Below are 19,302 nucleotides of genomic sequence, written 5' to 3'. Positions count from 1 at the left end.
GGGCAGGGGAATTCTCCCTCAATGGAAGGCCCGCTGTCACTGACCGGGGCTGAATGATCGCAGGACCGGTGCCCATAAAGAAAAAGCGAGCCTGAGGCTCGCTTTTTTCAACACGGGCGTGAAGCCGTCAAATCAGTTGACGCGACGCTTGAATTCACCGGTGCGGGTATCGATTTCGATCTTGTCGCCGATCTCTACGAAGGCGGCAACGGCCAGCTCGTAGGTGGTGCCCTTCAGGCGGGCCGGCTTGGTCACTTTACCGGAGGTGTCGCCACGGGCGGCCGGCTCGGTGTACTCGACTTCGCGAACGATGGTGGTCGGCAGTTCTACGGAGATGGCTTTCTCGTTGTAGAAAGTCACTTCGCAGATGTCTTCCATGCCGTCAACCATGTAGTTCAGGGCGTCACCCAGGTTGTCTTTCTCGACGTCGTACTGGTTGTACTCGGTGTCCATGAAGACATACAGGGGGTCGGAGAAGTAAGAGTAGGTGCACTCTTTACGCTCCAGCTGAACGACTTCCAGCTTGTCGTCGGCCTTGAATACGGTCTCGGTGGCGCTGCCGTTCAGCAGGCCTTTCAGCTTCATCTTGACCACGGCGGAGTTACGGCCGGATTTGTTGAATTCGGCTTTCTGGACCACCATCGGCTCGGTACCGATCATGACGACGTTACCAGCGCGGATTTCCTGTGCGGTTTTCATGTAAAAATTCCTGTTCGTATACGGGCAGATAAAAACTGCCAGATTATATACGGCTTTCTAAAAATTTCACCAGCCGAGTGACGAGATCCCCATCGGCAAGCAACTTCTGTGACCAGCTTCGCGCATGTTGTTGCCAAATAGTGCCGAATTGCGGCCATTGGGCCCAGAGTTCGCGCACATCTTGCCCATGGTTGAGGGCATGATTGAAGGCGCGCAGCCAGTGGGCCGCATCGGTTGGCAAGTCGGCCAGATCTGGCAAGCTAGATAAGTAGTGGTCGAGGAAATCATCCAGCTTGGCAATGTGAGCCTGATCGTCCTGGGGATAGATGTGCCACAGGAAGGGCCTTGCCGCCCATTGGGCCCGCACGAAGGAGTCTTCGCCACGCACCAGGTTGAGATCGCAGCTCCACAGCAGCCGATCGTAGCCCGCCTGGCTCGTCATCGGCAGCAGCTTGATGGCAAGTTGGCCCGCCTGAAGCAGATCCCCCGCCCTGGCCGTGCCGATGGCACTCTCAAGCCCTGCGCCGCTGAGCACATCGTTGAGGGAGCGACCGAGCGGCAGCAGCAGGGTGACCGGGGTGGCGCCCTGGCTCCAGCTTTGCACCAGGCTTTTCAGCGCCTCGCTCTCGTAGGTGAAGAGGCTTATCCGCAGCTCGTCTTGCGCCCTGGGCGGCAGCCCCAGGCTCGCCCAGTAGGCGGCAAGGCCTGCCTCATCCTGCTGCCAGCGCTCCCGCTCGGCGATGAGCCCCTGCTCGCACAAGAGTCCACCGGTCTTAGCCGTGAAGCCCGGGAAGAAGAAGAACTTATCGAGGCTCAGCTTGCCGACCCGCTGCGGCGAGGCGAGGCCGTGGCAATCCTCGACCCAGCTCTCCGCCGAGAGATACTCCAGATTGATCCAGCAGGGGGGGGGGCTCTGCTCGGCCATGCGTTCGATAAAGGGGGCGGGCAGCTCGCAGGCGAAGGCCTCGATGACCACTCTGGCCGGGATGGCATCCGCTGGCAGGGGGCCCTGCCAGCGCTGGATGTGAATCCCCTCAACCCACTGGCGATCCAGCGCGGGATTAAGCCCCGGGCAGATGCGGGCAAAGCTCGCCAGGTCGTCCACCCAGAGCCGCACCTCTCCATGCCCTTCCTGCTCGAGCTGGCGGGCTAGCCGCCAGGTGACGCCTATGTCGCCGAAGTTGTCCACCACGGTGCAGAAGATGTCCCAGTCGAAGGGGGGCAGGGGGCTTGTCATGGCTTGAGGTTCCAGATGCAAAAAAACCGGTGCGCAGGGTAGCACACCGGTGGATTGGCTTCTAACCGTCAGCGCGTGACGGCAGTCAGCGGCGAGTTACTCCTTGCCGTAGACGTTGTTCTCCTGCTCGCGCACCCGGATAAAGGTGGTGCGTTTGGTGAGCTCTTTCAGCTGGCTGGCGCCGACATAAGTGCAGGTGGAGCGCACACCGCCGAGGATGTCGCGCACGGCGTTCTCGACCGGGCCGCGGTAGGGCAGCAGCACCGTCTTGCCCTCGGAGGCTCGGTATTCTGCGACGCCGCCGGCGTGCTTGTCCATGGCACTGGAAGAGCTCATGCCGTAGAACTTCATGAAGGGCTCGCCATCCACGTCCACCACTTCGCCGCCGCACTCCTCGTGGGCCGCCAGCATGCCCCCCAGCATCACGAAGTCGGCGCCGCCGCCAAACGCCTTGGCCACGTCGCCCGGGCAGGTGCAGCCGCCGTCACCGACGATCTGGCCGCCGAGGCCGTGGGCCGCATCGGCGCACTCTATGATGGCGGAGAGCTGGGGGTAGCCGACACCGGTCTTGACCCGGGTGGTGCAGACCGAGCCCGGGCCTATGCCCACCTTGACGATGTCGGCGCCGGAGAGGATCAGCTCCTCCACCATCTCGCCGGTGACCACGTTGCCCGCCAGGATGACGTGGTTCGGGCAGGCTTCACGGATCTTGCGCAGGAACTCGACGAAGTGCTGGGAGTAGCCGTTGGCCACGTCCACGCAGATGAAGCGCAGCGCCTCGGACATGGCGAGGATCTGGCGGGTCTTGATGAAGTCCTCTTCCGAGGTGCCGGTGGAGACCATGACATGGCCCAGAAGGGCAGGATCGGTGTCGTTCACGAAGGTTTGCCACTGGGCGAGGCTGTAGTGCTTGTGTACCGCCGTCATCATCTCGAAGCCCGCCAGAGTGCGCGCCATGGCGAAGGTGCCGACGGTGTCCATGTTGGCGGCGATGACGGGCACTCCCTGCCACTGGGTCCGGGTGTGCTTGAAGGTGAACTGACGGGTCAGGCTGACCTGGGAGCGACTCTTGAGGGTAGAGCGCTTGGGACGAAACAGGACATCCTTGAAACCGAGCTTCAAGTCTTCTTCGATACGCATTGCAAATTCCTTATTGAGCCTTGTGAAAGTCACTGTTGCAGTGGGCAAAATTTTCGGCAGGCACAAAAAAACCGCAGGTTTTCAAGGCCTCCGGTTTACAACAGTCTAGGCAAAAATCCCGCCAGAACAAGACTGATAATTCGCTCAGCATTGTGGTAGCCTTTGGCGTCACAACCTGAGGTCGACCACCAGCTTCATCCAGCACCTCGCCGTGGCCCCTCTCTCCCCTCTCTCTCTCCTCTTTTTTCCCCTGCACCAGAGTCAACTGCTGTCGGATCCCCCATGCCGTGAGTGCCAGAGGCCGGGGTTCTGGGCGCCTGCGCCACGTTTGCCAGTTGACAGGGGCCTGCGTGCTGCCCACTCTGGCGCAGAGGGCCAGCGTGGGCCCGCTTCGACGAGGAGAACACATTGTCCGTATCACACAAAGCCGGCTGGTTGTTGTTGGCCAGCCTCTGCTTCTCATCGAGCGCCTGGGCGGCCCCCACCGTCTATGGCTGGATCGAGAAGGGCCTGATCATGCCAAGTGGCGTCGCGGTCAAGATGAAGCTGGATACCGGGGCGCTCACCTCGTCCCTCGATGCGCGGGAGCTGCACCACTTCAAGCGTGACGGCAAGCCCTGGGTGCGCTTCACCCTGGCGTTGACCGACGCCAACACCGACAAGGAGGTGCGCCAGACCCTGGAGCGGCCGGTGGAGCGCAGTGTGACGGTGCGCGGTGCCGGCGGCATGGAGGAGCGTCCCACGGTGACCATGTCCATCTGTGTCGGTGACAAGGTCTACAAGGAGTGGTTCACCCTGCGGGATCGCAGCGACATGATCTATCCCGTGCTGCTCGGTCGTCGTCTGCTGGCGGAGCTGGGGCCGGTGGACTCCGCCCGCACCTTCACGGTGCAGCCGAGCTGTGGCTAGGCTTTATTCCAAAGGCGCGAGGATCGCACGCGGGGCCCGAGGCCCCGCGTTATTTCTCCCCTGAGGCCTGTGCCTTCTATGCCGGGCGGGGGGCGGCGGGCAGCAGCACGCTCACCTCAAGGCCCCCCTCGGGCCGGTTGTGGATGTCGAGGTCCGCGCCGTGCAGTTGCACGATGCGCTGGACTATGGCCATGCCAAGTCCCACCCCATCCCCCTGCTGGGGGTTGACCCGAAAGAAGCGCTCGCACAGGCGCGACAGGGAGGCGGTGGGAATGCCGGGGCCATTGTCCCGCACATCGACCCTGACCCTGTTGCCCTCCTGAGTGATCACCACGGCGACCTCGCCGCCCACCTGGGTGTAGCGCAGCGCATTGTCGATAAGGTTGCCAAACATCAGCTCCAGCAACATGGCCTGTCCCATCACCTGCAGATGCTCGTCGCCCTCGAGGGAGAGTTGCAGGTCCTTCTTCAGGGCGATGGGGGCAAGGGTAGCCAGGGTGCCCTGCAACAGCAGGCTCAGATCCAGCCTGCCGAGCGCCGGGACCTGCTGATTGTCGATGCGGGCCTGGGTCAGCAGCTGGCGGATCAGCCGGTCGCTGCGATCGAGCGCCAGCAACATCTTGCGCAGCGCCTGCTCCCGGCTGAGATCATCCTCGGCCGCCAGGGCATTCTCGCTGTGGATGCGCAGCACCGCCAGCGGGGTGCGCAGCTCGTGGGCCGCCTCGTTGGTGAACTGTTTCTCCCGCTCTATGGTGTCCGCCAGGGTGTGCATCAGCCGATTGATCTCCGCCACCAGCGGCGTCAGCTCCTCGGCCTTGATGGCCAGGTTGAGCGGGCTCAGGTTGGCAGGATGGCGCTCGCCGATGGCCTGGGTCAGCTGGTGCAACGGAGCCAGGCCACGTTGCACCAGCCACCAGAGCAGGACGAGCAGGAAGGGCAGGGTGATGAAGAGCGGCAGCATGGTCAGGGTGGCCATCTTGCTGGCCAGCTCCCCCCGCTCGTCATCCCGCTCCGCGACGATGAGCCAGGTGTGCTCATCCTCGTTGTAGAGGGTGAAGGTGCGCCACTCGTGGTGATCCTTGGTCTCGCTGTTGAAGCCGCGTTCCAGGGTGGTCAGGGGCTGCTCCGGCGCATTGGGTGAGCGCAGCAGTATGATGCCCTGCTCGCTCAGCAGCTGGAAGTAGAGGTTGTGTTCGAACTCGTGGCCGTAGGGGGTGAACTCGTTGTCCCGCCCAAGCTGGCTGAAGCTGCGCTTCTCCTGATGAAAGGTGTCGGGCACGGCCTGCTCCCACTCCTGGTAGACGGCGCCGTTGCTGGGCAGCTCGCCGCGCTGCTTCAGATAACGGCTGAGCAGCTGGTTGGTGATGCGGGCGGACTGGGCGAGACGGGCATCGAACAGCTCTTCCATCTCGTGGTTGGCTTCCAGATAGCCGATGAGGCCGCTGACGGCCAGGCTGAGACTGACCAGGGCCAGGATGCCGGAGAGCAGGAAGCGACGGATGGAGCGGACGCGACTCATTGGCTGGATATCCCTCTGGTGCCCGGGGTATCTGGCGGCGGCACAATGTAGCCGACGCCGCGGATGTTGCGGATGAGCTCGGGGAAGAACTTCTTGCGCAGGTGGTGAATGTGTACCTCCACCGCATTGCTTTCGGCTCCCTCATCCCAGCCATAGAGGCTCTGCTGCAATTGATCACGGCTCAGCACCCGGCCGCTCTGGCTGATGAGCTCCTGCAGCAGCTTGTATTCGTGGGGGGTTAGTCTGACCGCCTCTCCCTGATAGGTGACCTGCTGGGATTCGGGATAGATGAGGATATCGCCATACTCCAGCACCGCCTGGGCCTGTCCCTTGCTGCGGCGCACCAGGGCGCGCAGGCGGGCGTTGAGCTCCTGCAGGGCAAAGGGTTTCACCATGTAGTCGTCGGAGCCCGCGTCCAGCCCCAGCACCCGGTCGTCCAGGGCATCCCGGGCGGTGAGGATGAGCACCGGCAGCGTCTGTCCCTCCCGGCGCAGCTTGCGTAGCAGGCTGATGCCGTCGATGTCCGGCAGATTGAGGTCCAGGATGAGGGCGGCAAACTCTTCGCTCTTGAGCGCCGACAGGGCGGGCAGCCCCTGCTGCAGCCAGTCCACCGTGTAGCCGCTGCTGCGCAGGGCATCCACCATGCCATCCCCCAGCATCATGTCATCTTCCACCAACAGGATCCGCATTGTTTTTTTCCCCTCAAATGACGCTGCCCACCAGTATGCAAGTTGGTGGGCAGAGTTTAAATAGCGCACTGATCTGCTTGTGTTTATAGCTTGGCGAGACGCTCGCGGATTTCCGTCTTGCGCCCTTCGTCCGCCACCTCGCGGCCCGGTCTGGCCGGGGCGGCCAGGGCCTTGTCCAGGTAGATCTTCGCCTGCGCCTTGTCCCCCTGTTCCAGCAGGAAATCGCCGTAGAAGAAGTTGGGATCGATGCCGGTAGGATTGATGGTGAGTGCCTGCTTGAGCAGCTGCTCGGCCTTGTCGTCATCCCCAAATCCGACCGGCCAACCTGGCACCTGGTAGTAGAGCGAGCCCAGGCTGGTGTAGGCGGAGCCCTCCAGCGCCTTGGGATCCTGCTTGATGGCGATCTCCAGCTTGGCCTTGGCCTCTTTCACCAGGCTGAGGGCCCCGAGGCCGCCCTTGGCGCCGGCCCAGGTGCTCTTGACGATGGCAGACCAGATCAGCAGATCGGTGCGAAAGGCCTCCTTGGCACTGGCCTGATCCGCCTGGGCACTCAGGGTCTCCAGGCAGCTCTCCTTGGCCTTGCCGGTCTGCTGGTACTGGCAGTGGGCCCACTGCTGTTGAATGGTGGGCAGGGCATCTGCGGCCTGAACCAGGCTGCTGGCGAGGGCGAGCAGCAGGACGCTGTGGCCAAATCGGGGGCGGAAAGTGGCGTGTTTCATCTCAATGTTCCTTCTCGTGCGTGGCACAGGTGGGGTTGTCCCCGTGATCGGTGGCCGGGTGGGCTGGGCGGCGGGCATGGCGCTCGATGACGGGCAGTTGTCTGGCCAGCGCTCTGTCGACCAGGGCGGGCAGCAGGCCGTTGAGCCGCACGAACAGCTTCTCCGGCCAGCCGAGCCAGCTGCGGCGTGTCTCGTTGCACAGGGCGATGACGGCCTCCTCGGCGACGTCCTGAGGGCTGTCGGTGTGGGTGCCGAGCTCGGCATTCATGGCGTAGGCCGCCTCGGAGTTGAGGTGGGTGCGGGTGGCGCGGGGGGCAAAGTGCAGCACCTTGATGCCGGAGCCCTCCAGTTCCCGGCCCAGCGCCTCGCTAAAGCCCCGCAGGGCAAACTTGCTGGCGCAATAAACGCTGTAACCGGCATAGCCGATGGCCCCGAGGCTGGAGCCTATGTTCATGATGACGGCGGGCTTGCGCAGCCTCGGCAGCAGGGCGCGGGTGAGCTGGATGGGAGCCTCGACGTTGAGCAGCAGTTGGCGCGTTACCTGCTCGCTGCTCTGATCCTCCAGCCAGGCGAACTGGTTGCAGCCCGCGCTGTTGATCAGCACGTCCAGCCCGTCATCCAGCGCCGGGTGCTGCAACAACCGGGCCCGCTCCTGGGGCGAGCCCAGATCGGCGGTCACCGTCTGATGGCGCTCCGGGTGGGGCAGCTCCTTGCGCAGCCGTTCCAGTGCACTGGCCCGGCGTCCGTGCAGCAGCAGATGTGCCCCCTGGGCCGCCAGCTCCAGGGCCAGGGCTTCCCCTATGCCGCCGCTGGCGCCGGTGAGCAGTATGCGTTTGCCTTCGAGCTTCATTGGCAGGATCCCGTGAGCTGATGGAGCATGTCGCCATAGAGGCGGTAGACCACCTTGGCGGCGTGAATGATGGCGGCCTGATCGGCGGCGTCTTCCACCCGGTTCATCAGGGATTCGAAGAACTTGAGGTGCTCCTGATCCAGGGCGCCGTGAGAGCTGAGGTAGCTCATCGCCTGGGGTGGCAGGCCGAGGCCGCTCTTGAGCTGGTCCGCCACCGTCAGGGCGATGGCGACGCTGGTGCCTTCCAGCACCTGCACCATGCCGAAGAAGCCCATGGGGTTGCCGCGCTGGATCTGGTCGTAGAGGAAGGCGACCATCAGCTCGATGGGCAGGCCGGGTCGGCCATGGCGCACCGCCTCGGCGTCACCGCCGCAAGCGCGGATGTCGTTCAAGATCCACTCCTGGTGGCCGTACTCCTCGTCGATGTACTCCCGGATGGCGCCGCGCACCCACTCATACTCCTGTCCCAGCTTGCCGCCGGTGGCCATCAGGAGCGGCACCGTGTGGCGCACGTGGTAGTAAGCCTGTGCCAGAAAGGCGAGGTAGGTCTCCCGGCTGATGTCGCCGCGGCGGCAGGCCTCGATGATGGGGGCATTGAACAGGTGCTCGCGCTCGGCGGCGGTGGCGTGTTGCAGGGTCTGGTAGAAACTCATGAGGATTCTCCTGTGAGGCCTTGAGTCAGGCATTGGTCGATCTGCCGGGAAAAGTGGTGATAAATCTCGTTGCGACGGGGGCGGCCGTTGGCCGTCAGCAGGCCGGGGTGCTGATCCAGCGCCACCGGCAGCCAGTGATGGATGCGGGCGTAATCGGGCAACTGCTGGTTGAGCAGGGCAATCTGCTCGGCCAACTGGAACTGGGTGCCCGGCAGCGGCTGGATCAGGGCGACGTTGGCGGGCTGGCCGTCACCGAAGATCACGATGCGGACGATGGCCGGGCAGAGCTGGGCCTGGGCCTCCACCCACTCCGGCGAAAAGTTGCGGCCAAAGGCGGTGATCTGCACGTTCTTCTTGCGCCCCGTGATGTGCAGGTAGCCTTCTGCGTCCAGGTGACCCAGATCCCCTGTGGCGATCTGGCTGGCCGCAGCGCCCTCTTCCCCCAGATAGCCGAGCATGGCGCTGCCGCTCACCATGACTTCACCGTCGGCGGCCAGGGTGACATGGCAGTGGGGCAGGGGGCGGCCGACGCTGCCCGGACGGTCATCGTCCGGGCCGTTGAGCGCCACGACCGAACCGCACTCCGACAGGCCATAGCCCTCATAGACAGGCAGCCCCAGTGCGCGGGCATGGGCGATGAGCGCGGGGGCCACCTTGCCGCCACCGACGGCGACGAAGCGCAGTCCCTTGAGCCGTTCGGCCAGGGCCGGGGTGTTGGCGCACAGTGCCAGCAGCAGGCGCAGCAGCTCGGGTACCAGCACCAGGCTGTGGCTGGGCCAGCGTGCCAGGGCCTGGCCCAGCATGGCCGGGTCGAGGGTGCTGGAGCCGGTGAAGCCCAGCTCGCCGAGCGAGGGGATGCGGCTGCAGGCGCCGGTGAGCAGCGGCACGTACAGACCGGTCAGATTCTCCAGCAGGGTGGCCAGGGGCAGCAGGGTCAGGTGCTGTTCAACCCGGGCCGGGGCGACCCTTAGGGCCAGGGATTCGCAGACCGCCATCATCTGGGCAAGGGACAGGCAGACCCCCTTGGGCTGGCCCGTGGTGCCCGAGGTATAGGTGATCTTGGCGGTGCCGTCCGGCAGGGCCGGAGGCGCGAGCGGGGTGCGCCGCCACAGGGGCAGATCCTGTTCGTCGGCGGTGCCCGTCATCAGGATGAGGGGGGCTGCGGCCTGCCAGCCCTCATGCTCGGGCCCCACCAGGGCGTCGGCCCCGCTGCTCTCCAGCAGCCAGGACTGCTGCGCCGGGCTGAAAAAGTGGGGAACCGGAATGACCACGATCCCGGCCCGGGTGCAGGCCAGATCGAGCAGCGCCCAGGGCAGACCGTTGTCGAGCTGCAGGGCCAGGCGGCGAATGCCGGCTTGCTGCAAACGGTCGGCCAGGTGCTGGATCTGCTGCCACAGGGTCTGGTAATCCAGCGAACCCTGGCTGCCTTGCAGTGCCGGTTGTCGCGGCGTCAGGCTGGCGTGGCGGGCGATGGCGTCAAACAGGCTCATTGAGCGCACCTCTTGTCATGGCCAGCCTGGTTAAAAAGCATGGGCATGGGCCCCAACAGGTTGAGCAGCAGGCTGCTCTGGGCGAGTACCTCGCGCCCCTGGTTGATGTCCCCGGCCATCACCTTGGGCTGGCAGCGGTAGTATTCCCCCCAGGCACTGGCGTCTTCCCCCACCTGGTGGGCCTGGGCGGGGGCCAGCTCCACCGGGTTGAGACGCAGCCGGGCAAAGCTGTTGCGCAGTTTGGCGGTGCCGGTGAACACCACGTAATCGAGGGCGTTGTCACACAGCAGGCGGCACAGGGCGGCAAACATCAGGCGGGCATTGCCCGGCTCGCTGCAGGCGAGGTTGCCCACTTCGATGATGCGGCTGCGGGCCGGTCTTACCCCGAGGCGGGTTTCGATGGCGGCCTCGATGGGTTGCTCCAGATACTGCTCCAGATAGAGGGGTTGCTCGCCCTCGCCGTTACAGGCCTGGTTGAGGCCACAGGCGCCGACCAGCACCCCATCGGCCCGGTAGAGCCCGAGCAGACAGGGCAGAAAATGGGGAATGCGGGCGTTGAATTCGAGGGTGTAGGCGGCCTGGATATAAGTTTGCAGCGCCATGACCTGCTGCGGGGATTCGGCCAGGATCAACCTGTAGGGGGCTTGGATCTCGATGGTCATGGTTGGCTCCTTCTCTTGCGATGGGTTGAGAGTAAAAGGGCAAACTTAAGAAACCCTTAAGGCGCAAAAAAAGTTGTCAGCAAGGCGGCGGGCAGGCAATCTGCGCGGCTGTTACCCAGGAGGATCCGTCATGTCATCAAGCGTCAGCTGCCCCCTCTGCTCGGCTCGCCACAGTTACCCCCTGCCGGTGGCGGGCAAACGCTATCACCGTTGTCTGGCGTGCGAGCTGGTCTGGCTGGATGAGGCGGATCATCTGGACGATGCGGCCGAGAAGGCGGTCTATGACGGGCACGACAACCGGGTGGATGATCCCCGTTATCGCGGCTTTCTGATGCGGGCCTTCGGCGAAGTGCTCTCCCGGGTGAGCCCTCCTGCCTGTGGCCTCGATTTTGGCTGTGGCCCCGGGCCTGCCCTCATCGCCATGGGGCGGGAATCGGGCTTTGATATGGCGGGTTATGACAAGTTCTATGCCGACCAGCCCGAGCTGCTCACCCGTCGCTACGATTTCATCACCAGCACCGAGGTGATAGAGCACCTGGCCGCCCCCCGCACCGTGCTGGACGGGCTCTGGGCCTGCCTCAACCCCGGCGGCGTGCTGGTGTTGCAGACCCAGCGGGTGCTGGGTGACGAGCGCTTCAAGAGCTGGCGTTATCGCCACGATCCGACCCACATCGTCTTCTTTGCCGAGGCGTCGTTCCGCGCCCTGGCTGCCCGCTGGCAGGCGGACCTCTGCTTCCCCCACACCGATGTGGCCGTGTTCACCAAACCCTGAACGGGGCATTTTCATTTGGCGGCGGCTTGGGCATGCTGGTGACCTGACACTCAGGAACGGATGCCCCTATTTTCATGTCGATCCCCCATTTGTCATTGCAAGACGCCCGCCACCTGCAACTCGCCGCCCAGGGGCTGCTGACCCCGCGCCGCGCCAAGGCCGGCCCCTCCGATCTGCTTGACTGCATCCGCCGCATGGCGCTGCTGCAGATAGACACCATCTCGGTGGTGGCCCGCAGCCCCTATCTGGTGCTGTTCAGCCGGCTCGGCCACTACGATCCGCGCTGGCTGGAGCAGTTGCTGGCCGAGGGGGAGCTCTTCGAATACTGGGCCCACGAGGCCTGCTTCGTCCCCCGGGAGGATTACCGGCTGCTGCGCCATCGCATGCTGGATCCCGCCGCCATGGGCTGGAAGTTCTCCGCTCAGTGGCTCAAGACCCACGGCGGCGAGATAGCGCAGATAGTCGAGCGCATCCGCCGGGAGGGCCCGGTGCGGGCAGCCGATATTGGAAACGAAAGAGGCGAACGCAAGGGGGGCGGCAACGGCTGGTGGGACTGGAAGCCCGAGAAGCGCCACCTGGAGGTGCTGTTCACCGCGGGCCAGCTGATGGTGCGCGAGCGGCGCAACTTCCAGCGGGTCTACGATCTCGCCGAGCGGGTCATGCCCGAGTGGGACGACGGGCGGGATCTGCCGAGCCCTGAGCTCGCCCAGCGGGACATGGTGCGTGCCAGCTGCCGGGCGCTGGGGCTGGTCAAGACCGGCTGGGTGGCGGATTACTACCGGCTCAAGCGTGGCAAATACGATGCCCTGCTCCATCAGCTGGCGGACGAGGGGGAGCTGTTGCCGGTGCGGGTGGAGGGCTGGCAGCACGGTGCCTTCGTGCACGCATCGCTCTCCGATGAGCTGACCCGGGCCCAGGCAGGCAGCCTCAAGGCGACCCACACCGCCGTGCTCTCACCCTTCGATCCCCTGGTGTGGGATCGCAAGCGGGCCAGCGAACTGTTTGGCTTTGACTACCGCATCGAGTGCTACACCCCGGCCCCCAAACGCCAGTACGGCTACTTCGTGCTGCCCTTGCTGCGCCGAGGCAAGCTGGTGGGGCGCCTGGATGCCAAGGCCCATCGCAAGGAGGGGGTGTTCGAGGTCAAGAGCCTCTATCTGGAGCCAGGGGTCAGGGTGACCGCCAGCCTGGCGCAGGATCTGGAGAAGGCGCTGCAAAAACTGGCGCAATGGCACCAGACCCCGCTGCTTCGTCTCGGTGCCATGCCGGCGCCCCTGCGGGCCCTGTGGCCGGAGTCAGCGCCGCTTCCTTGAACAATGCGCAGCCAGACAACGCGCCGCGCGCCAACCATCAGCCAAACAAAAACCGGGCACTGGGCCCGGTTTTATCATCTGTTGCTGGCAACGGATGGATTACTGGAGTACCAGCACCATCAGCAGACCGACGGTAATGGCAGACACCAGGAAGGCGAAGCCATAGAACACGTAGTGGTGCAGCTTGGTGGTGTGGATCCCGAGATCATGCAGGCCGTGGTAGATGCGGTGCATGCCGTGCCAGATCGGCAGGGCGATGATCACCAGCAGGATGCAGGCACCCCACCAGGAGCTGGCGAACTCGAGTGCGCGTTCGTAGCTCATGGTCTCCACGTCCATGATGCCCATGGGCACCAGCAGACCGGTAATGAGGACAATCACCGGCAGCAGCATGGCGACAACCATGCCACCGGCACCAAACAGTCCCCAGTAAATGGGCTCGTCAGAACGTCTCATCATTAATCTCCTCAAGCCACGATGATCAGGATCAGCAGGGATACCACCGCCAGCGCCACATACTGGGCGATGACGATCGGCTTCTCCGGCACCAGGTCTTCACCACGGAAGATGCGCATGGCCTTGGGGGCCAGGGCGAACCAGGTCTTGGCGTGGAACAGGCAGGCTGCCAGCGCGATGACGTGGAACAGGATGGCGACCGGGCTTTGCAGGGATTCCAGCCAGCCGTTGAACGCTTCCTGACCCTGCACCAGCCGCAACAGACCCCACATCAGCACCACGGCGTAGATGGAGACGAAGATGCTGGTGCCTTCGCGGATCATGTAACCGGTGTAGAAGGCATTCTTCAGCCACCAGTCTTTCTTCATTTCGCGCACGTAAGGCTTACGCTTGCTCTCTGTGTTGTTCATGGTCTCACTCCTCAATCCGGCTTGAACATGGCGATCATGTAGTCCTTGGCGCTCTCGACCTTGCCAAGCTGGATGGCTGCGGCCGGATCCACACCCTTGGGGCAGACATCGGAGCAATAACCCACGAAGGTACAACCCCAGACGCCCTCGTCCTGGCTGATGATCTTCATCCGCTCTTTGGACGCGCTGTCGCGGTTGTCGGCGTTGTAGCGATAAGCCAGTGCCAGGGCCGCCGGGCCGGTGAATTTCTTGTTGATGCCATACTGCGGGCAGGCGGCGTAGCACAGACCACAGTTGATGCACATGGAGAACTGGTGATATTTCGCCATGTCGGCCGGAGTCTGGGTGTACTCGCCATCGCACAGGCTGCGCGGTTCGCTCGGGATGATGTAGGGCTTGATGCTCTCCAGCTTCTCGATGAAATCGGACATGTCGACCACCAGGTCGCGCTCGATCGGGAAGTTGTTGAGCGGCTCGATTTTCATCTTGCCCGGCAGGTAGTCCCGCAGGAAGGTCTTGCAACCCAGCTTCGGAATGCCATTGACCATCATGCCGCAGGAGCCGCAGATCGCCATCCGGCAGGACCAGCGGAAGCTCAGGGTGGAGTCCAGCTGATCCTTGATGTACTGCAGCGCATCCAGCAGGGACATCTCTTTCAGGTAAGGCACCTGGAAGGTTTGCATCCAGGGCTCGTTATCCTGCTCGGGACGGTAGCGCAGGATTTCAATTTCGATCATCTCAGCCATTCTTCTTAGCCTCGTCTTGTTTCTCACCCTCGGAACCGTACACACGCTTCGCCGGTTGGGATTTAGTGATCTTCACATCGGAGTAATCGATGGTCGGGGCCCCTTCCGGTGCATAGAAGGAGAGAGTGTGCTTGAGGAAATTCACGTCATCACGCTCCTCATAACCGTCCAGACGCTGGTGGGAACCACGAGACTCTTTACGGTTGATGGCGGAGTGCGCCATGGCTTCGGCCACGTCCAGCATGTAGCCCAGTTCGATGGCGTACAGCAGATCGGTGTTGAAGACCGAGGACTTGTCGTTGATCTTGATCTTCTTGTAACGGGCTTTGAGCTCGTTGATCTTGTCGATGGTGCCCTGCATCAGCTCTTCGGTACGGTAGATACCGACGCCAGCTTCCATGGACATGCCCAGCTCGTTGCGGATGTCGGCCGGGTTTTCGGTCCCGTCGATGTCCATCAGCGAGAGGTGCTGCTTGATCAGCGCCTCTGCCTTGGCGGCCAGCGCTTCGGTGTTGCCGTGCTGCTGGGTCGCCGCGAATTCGGCTGCCTGTTCACCGGCCACCTTGCCGAAGACCACGATCTCGGACAGGGAGTTGGAACCCAGACGGTTGGCACCGTGCAGACCGACGGAGGCACACTCGCCAGCGGCGTAGAGGCCGGGCATGCGGGTTGCGCACTTGCCGTCAGTTTCGATGCCACCCATGGTGTAGTGGGCAGTCGGACGGACCGGGATCGGCTCTTTCACCGGATCCACACCCACGTAGGCCTTGGCCAGTTCGCAGATGAAAGGCAGACGCTCTTTGAGGTACTTCTCGCCGAGGTGGCGCAGGTCGAGGTGAACCACGTCGCCCATGGGGCCCTGGATCACGCGGCCTTTCTGCTGCTCCTGCCAGAATGCCTGGGAGAGACGGTCACGGGGACCCAGCTCCATGTGCTTGTTCTTCGGCTGGCCGACCGGGGTTTCCGGGCCCAGGCCGTAGTCTTGCAGGTAGCGATAGCCATCCTTGTTGAGCAGGATGCCACCCTCACCACGACAACCTTCGGTCATCAGGATGCCGGTGCCCGGCAGACCGGTCGGGTGATACTGGACGAACTCCATGTCACGCAGCGGTACACCGTGACGGTAGGCCAGCGCCATGCCGTCACCGGTGACGATGCCACCGTTGGTGTTGTAGCGGTAAACGCGACCGGCACCGCCGGTAGCCAGCACCACGGATTTGGCCTGGATGAAGCGGGTGATGCCGTTCTGGATATCGAAGGTCAGCACGCCTTGCACGCGGCCATCTTCGACGATCAGGTCCAGACAGAAGTGCTCATCGTAGCGCTTGATGGTCGGATACTTGATGGAGGTCTGGAACAGGGTGTGCAGAATGTGGAAACCGGACTTGTCTGCGGCGAACCAGGTGCGCGGGATCTTCATCCCGCCGAAACGGCGGACGTTGGCCTTGCCATCCGGCTTGCGGCTCCAGGGGCAACCCCAGTGCTCCAGCTGGATCATTTCGTTGGTGGCGTTGTTGACGAAGTATTCGACTACGTCCTGCTCACACAACCAGTCACCACCGGAGACGGTGTCATTGAAGTGGTTTTCGAGGGAGTCGTCATCACGGACGACGCCTGCGGCGCCACCTTCGGCGGCCACGGTATGGCTGCGCATCGGATAGACCTTGGAAATCAGGGCGATTTCCAGCTCCGGGTGGGCTTCTGCAATGGCGATTGCGGCACGCAGGCCACCGCCACCGGCACCGATGATGGCAACATCGGTCTTGATAATATCCACATCTGCCTCCTTAGGGATAGATTTGCTGGGCACGATTTTGCTCTATGAAAAAAATTCAGGCTTGATGCAAGTCAAACTGCTTTGTTTTAGTGCTTGGCAACGGTGATTTTTATTACAACCACCCCATTCCTTGGATGAAAATGCCGTCATTATCGCCATCCATCAGTGATCTGGATCAGCCGTACTCGCTACTCGAGTGATTTTAACCCCAAGATTGTACGTAGTTTTCTTTCAAAAAAATGAGAAATGCCTCTCTTTTTAGGTATTACCCATAAAGTTTTTAAGTTTTTTATCAGAAATGTTTAATGATAACTATTATCATGTTGGCGGCCGATGAAAAGACATCAAAAAAGTAATGCGAATATAGCCGTGGCAGGCATCATCTGTGTCACAAGGATATTCGAATGGAGAGGCTGATCACAGAGTGTTCTATGTCGAAGGGGAATTATAACCATTGAAACAAAAAGGGTTTATATAAAAAAGGGGCCTGGACGGCCCCTTTTGATTGATTCGATCAGATGCGGAACATACCGACCTGATTGTTGAGCTCACCTGAAATATTTTTAAGTTGAGCCGAGAGGTTGCGTGAACTGTCCGCATCCACCGCCAGCTCGTCCGAGACGTCCTTGACCGCCTGGATGTTGCGGCTGACCTCGTCGGTCACCGCCCGTTGCTCCTCGGCGGCACTGGAGATCTGGGTCGCCATGTCGGAGATCTGGTTGATGGAGGTGGTGATCTGCTCCAGGGCCTGGGTGGCGTCGTTCGCATCTTCCACACTGTTCTGGGCCAGCAGTTGACCCTCGTGCATGGTGCTGACGGCGCCCTGGGTGTTGCGCTGCAGGGTCTCGATCATGCTGCGGATCTCGACGGTGGAGCTGTGGGTACGTTGTGACAGCACTCGCACCTCGTCGGCGACCACGGCGAAGCCGCGACCCTGCTCACCGGCCCGGGCGGCTTCGATGGCGGCGTTGAGCGCCAGCAAGTTGGTCTGCTCGGCGATGCCCTGAATGGTGGAGAGGATGGTGTTGATCTCCTGGGCGTTCTTCTCCAGCTCCTGGATGATGCCGGAGGCCTGCTTGACCTGGGTGGCGAGATCCGTGATGGAGCGCTGGTTGCGTGCGATCACCTGCTTGCCGTGCTCGCAACTGCTGGAGGAGCTGCGGGCCGCCTCTGCGGTCTGCTCGGCATTGCTGGCGACCTCGACGGCGGTGGCGGACATCTCGTGCACCGCGGTCGCAATCTGGGAGATCTCGTTCTGCTGGCGGGCCAGCCCCTGGTTGGATTTCTCCGCCATGTCGTGGGAGGACCTGGCCTGCTGGTTGAGCTGTCCGGAGGAGTTGGAGATGTCCTGCACCATCACGTGGATGCGCTCAATGAAGGTGTTGACGTGCTTGGCGACGGTACCGACTTCATCTTCCCGCTCGATCTTGATGCGACGGGTCAGGTCGCCATTGCCGCGGGAGAGATCGGCAATCGCCTCGCCCAGGGTTTTCAGCGGGGCCAGGGAACTGTTGATGGCCACGTAGGAGAAGCCGGCCACGATGAGGATGGTCAGCAGGCCCTGCAGCAGGGCGGAGGTGACCATGCGGGAGACGGACTGGTAGGCGACCGCTTCATCCACCACTATGCCGAAATACCAGTTGGTGTTGGGGATCTCGGTGAGATCGAACACGCTGGCCTTGCCGCTGATCATCATCTCGGAGATGGTGTTGTCATGGGCCAGCTCGTTGACCTTGGCCGCCGTCAACTCGGGAGAAAGGGCGGTGGCGGGTTTGAGGGCCAGCGCCTTGTCCGGGTGGGCGATGATGGTGCCGTTGCTGTCCACCAGGATGGCGTAGGTGCCTTCCGAGTTCATGGCCAGCACGTCCCGCACCAGACCGTCGATGGAGACGTCACCGGCGATGACCCCGTCGGTGTTGCCACGGCTGAAAGGCTCGGCGATGGTGATGATGAGCTGGCCCGTGGTGATGTCGGCGTAGGGGGCCGTGATGGCGAGTTTGCCGGCCGCCGTGGCGTCCTTGTACCAGGGGCGCTGGCGCGGATCATAGCCAGCCGGCAGATCGGTGGGCTTGCTCTGGATCATCCGGCCATCCTTGGTGCCCACATAGACCAGGTCGAAGTTGCCCGCGTTCATGGACTGGGCCAGGTGACTGAGGGGCTCGTCCTCCTTGGTGAAGGCCTCCTTGGTGGCGGTGACCAGGTTGATGCGGGCATCGAGCCAGCGGGAGATGCCCTTCACGTTGGCGATGGAGCTGTCATCGATGAAACTCCAGATCAGCCGCTGGGTTTCGCTGCGCAGCTGGGTGGTGTTGTACCAGACCTGCAGGCCGGTGATGACCAGGATGATGGCCCCGATGGCGAGGACCAGCTTGTTCTTGATGGATAGGTTCATGTTTACATCCTTGTGAGCGTCAGTCTGAGATCTGTGTGGTGTTTGTTATTGTTATGAGCCAACTCTGTATCGGCTGAAAGTGGACTTTATGTATCCCGGTGCACAGAAAATTTTCGATCTTTTTTCACCTCCTGATGGCCTGCCAGGGCGCGCTAATACTCAGCTGAATCGATCTGGCCGGTTGGTAAAGATGCCATCGACCCCCATGGCTGCGAGGGCATCCCCATCACTCACCTCGTCGACCGTATAGATCAATACCTTTAACCCTCGGCGATGGGCATCCGCCACCAGTCCGGCGTCGACAAAATCCACATCGCAGTTCAGGGACCAGGCCCCTAACTCTTCGGCGAAGCGGGCGCCGTGCAGCGGCAGACTGGCGGTCAGGGCGCCGAGACGCAGCTCCGGCCGCAGCCGGGCGAAGTGCGCCAGCTCGGGATGGTGAAACGAGGAGACGACCCAGTGGGCCGGGGTGAAGCCAAGCTCCGCCTCGGCCCGCCTGGTCAGGGCCGCCACCGGCTCGGCGGTGTGCGTCCCCTTGAGCTCGATGTGCAGCTCGCAGCGCCCCGCAATCAGGCTCATCACCTGCCACAGGGTCGGGATCCGCTCCCCGTTCCCCGCATTCAGGCTCGCCAGATAGTCCCGGGACTGCTCTGTCAGCACCCCATGGCCGTCGGTGCAGCGCTCCAGTCGCCGGTCGTGGAAGACCCAGAGCTCGCCGTCTGCCCACTGTACGTCGAGCTCGATGGCGCCGACTCCGAGTGCGATGGCTATCTCCATCGCTTTGAGGGTGTTCTCCGGCGCCAGTTTGCTGGCACCGCGATGGGCAATGATCTGCATTCGCTGCTCCTGTTGTCGTCGTGGGGGATGAG

The 19,302-nt window shown here is 62.8% G+C and carries 19 protein-coding genes; 3 read left to right on the top strand and 16 right to left on the bottom strand.

Annotated elements, in window-relative coordinates; translation table 11 throughout:
• Window positions 1-132 precede the first annotated feature (132 nt).
• From efp to KW824_RS07815, 3 genes are all read right to left on the bottom strand, one after another.
• A complete protein-coding gene (gene efp, locus KW824_RS07825; protein WP_011707002.1) occupies window positions 133-699 on the bottom strand; it encodes an elongation factor P in 567 nt (188 codons plus the stop codon).
• Between the two features lie 43 nt (window positions 700-742).
• Entirely contained in the window at window positions 743-1,936 is a 1,194-nt protein-coding gene (earP, locus tag KW824_RS07820) for an elongation factor P maturation arginine rhamnosyltransferase EarP (RefSeq protein WP_218409467.1), read from the bottom strand.
• 96 nt (window positions 1,937-2,032) lie between these two features.
• Complete coding sequence (locus tag KW824_RS07815; protein WP_171268644.1) at window positions 2,033-3,076, bottom strand: GMP reductase; 1,044 nt, start codon at window positions 3,074-3,076, stop codon at window positions 2,033-2,035.
• A gap of 408 nt (window positions 3,077-3,484) precedes the next feature.
• On the opposite strand from KW824_RS07815, the gene KW824_RS07810 reads away from it, so the two are divergent.
• The gene (locus KW824_RS07810) at window positions 3,485-3,985 is read left to right on the top strand and encodes an ATP-dependent zinc protease (protein WP_081934664.1); all 501 of its coding nucleotides are present in this window, start codon (window positions 3,485-3,487) and stop codon (window positions 3,983-3,985) included.
• A gap of 76 nt (window positions 3,986-4,061) precedes the next feature.
• On the opposite strand, the gene KW824_RS07805 is transcribed toward KW824_RS07810, so the two are convergent.
• The 7 genes from KW824_RS07805 to KW824_RS07775 form a co-directional block, all read right to left on the bottom strand.
• Complete coding sequence (locus KW824_RS07805; RefSeq protein WP_218409466.1) at window positions 4,062-5,504, bottom strand: ATP-binding protein; 1,443 nt, start codon at window positions 5,502-5,504, stop codon at window positions 4,062-4,064.
• Complete coding sequence (locus tag KW824_RS07800; protein ID WP_218409465.1) at window positions 5,501-6,193, bottom strand: response regulator; 693 nt, start codon at window positions 6,191-6,193, stop codon at window positions 5,501-5,503. Before KW824_RS07800 ends, KW824_RS07805 begins: the two co-directional genes overlap by 4 nt.
• Window positions 6,194-6,276: 83 nt before the next feature.
• Complete coding sequence (locus tag KW824_RS07795) at window positions 6,277-6,912, bottom strand: tetratricopeptide repeat protein (RefSeq protein WP_042649599.1); 636 nt, start codon at window positions 6,910-6,912, stop codon at window positions 6,277-6,279.
• A gap of 1 nt (window position 6,913) precedes the next feature.
• Window positions 6,914-7,762, bottom strand: a complete 849-nt coding sequence (locus KW824_RS07790) for an SDR family oxidoreductase (RefSeq protein ID WP_042649598.1) — start codon at window positions 7,760-7,762, stop codon at window positions 6,914-6,916.
• Complete coding sequence (locus tag KW824_RS07785) at window positions 7,759-8,415, bottom strand: TenA family transcriptional regulator (RefSeq protein ID WP_218409464.1); 657 nt, start codon at window positions 8,413-8,415, stop codon at window positions 7,759-7,761. The genes KW824_RS07790 and KW824_RS07785 overlap by 4 nt, the downstream gene beginning before the upstream one ends.
• Window positions 8,412-9,905 carry an AMP-dependent synthetase/ligase gene (locus KW824_RS07780; RefSeq protein WP_218409463.1) on the bottom strand — a complete coding sequence of 498 codons (1,494 nt, stop codon included), beginning with the start codon at window positions 9,903-9,905 and terminating at the stop codon, window positions 8,412-8,414. The genes KW824_RS07785 and KW824_RS07780 overlap by 4 nt, the downstream gene beginning before the upstream one ends.
• Window positions 9,902-10,567, bottom strand: a complete 666-nt coding sequence (locus KW824_RS07775; protein ID WP_218409462.1) for a thermostable hemolysin — start codon at window positions 10,565-10,567, stop codon at window positions 9,902-9,904. Before KW824_RS07775 ends, KW824_RS07780 begins: the two co-directional genes overlap by 4 nt.
• Window positions 10,568-10,697: 130 nt before the next feature.
• Here KW824_RS07775 and KW824_RS07770 point away from each other — a divergent pair, with 130 nt between their 5' ends.
• Both KW824_RS07770 and KW824_RS07765 read left to right on the top strand, forming a co-directional pair.
• Window positions 10,698-11,339 carry a class I SAM-dependent methyltransferase gene (locus KW824_RS07770; protein WP_218409461.1) on the top strand — a complete coding sequence of 214 codons (642 nt, stop codon included), beginning with the start codon at window positions 10,698-10,700 and terminating at the stop codon, window positions 11,337-11,339.
• Window positions 11,340-11,413: 74 nt separating this feature from the next.
• Window positions 11,414-12,652: a winged helix-turn-helix domain-containing protein gene (locus tag KW824_RS07765; protein ID WP_218409460.1), complete on the top strand. Its 1,239-nt coding sequence runs from the start codon at window positions 11,414-11,416 to the stop codon at window positions 12,650-12,652.
• Window positions 12,653-12,751: 99 nt separating this feature from the next.
• On the opposite strand, the gene frdD is transcribed toward KW824_RS07765, so the two are convergent.
• The 6 genes from frdD to KW824_RS07735 all read right to left on the bottom strand — a co-directional run bounded on the left by frdD (window position 12,752) and on the right by KW824_RS07735 (window position 19,270).
• Window positions 12,752-13,108, bottom strand: coding sequence for a fumarate reductase subunit FrdD (gene frdD / locus KW824_RS07760; RefSeq protein WP_041205216.1), 357 nt, complete (start codon window positions 13,106-13,108; stop codon window positions 12,752-12,754).
• 11 nt (window positions 13,109-13,119) lie between these two features.
• On the bottom strand, window positions 13,120-13,518 hold the full coding sequence (locus KW824_RS07755) for a fumarate reductase (protein WP_041205215.1): 399 nt from the start codon (window positions 13,516-13,518) through the stop codon (window positions 13,120-13,122).
• 11 nt (window positions 13,519-13,529) lie between these two features.
• On the bottom strand, window positions 13,530-14,264 hold the full coding sequence (locus KW824_RS07750) for a succinate dehydrogenase/fumarate reductase iron-sulfur subunit (RefSeq protein WP_005317203.1): 735 nt from the start codon (window positions 14,262-14,264) through the stop codon (window positions 13,530-13,532).
• A complete protein-coding gene (frdA, locus tag KW824_RS07745; RefSeq protein ID WP_042649592.1) occupies window positions 14,257-16,041 on the bottom strand; it encodes a fumarate reductase (quinol) flavoprotein subunit in 1,785 nt (594 codons plus the stop codon). Before frdA ends, KW824_RS07750 begins: the two co-directional genes overlap by 8 nt.
• Before the next feature lie 514 nt (window positions 16,042-16,555).
• On the bottom strand, window positions 16,556-18,433 hold the full coding sequence (locus tag KW824_RS07740) for a methyl-accepting chemotaxis protein (RefSeq protein ID WP_005329900.1): 1,878 nt from the start codon (window positions 18,431-18,433) through the stop codon (window positions 16,556-16,558).
• 159 nt (window positions 18,434-18,592) lie between these two features.
• A complete protein-coding gene (locus KW824_RS07735; RefSeq protein WP_218409459.1) occupies window positions 18,593-19,270 on the bottom strand; it encodes a glycerophosphodiester phosphodiesterase in 678 nt (225 codons plus the stop codon).
• Between the last annotated feature and the right edge of the window lie 32 nt (window positions 19,271-19,302).

It is taken from the genome of Aeromonas sp. sif0611 (assembly GCF_019218845.1).
In the GTDB taxonomy this organism is placed as follows: Bacteria; Pseudomonadota; Gammaproteobacteria; order Enterobacterales; family Aeromonadaceae; genus Aeromonas; species Aeromonas media.
This window is presented reverse-complemented; position numbering and strand designations above follow the sequence as displayed.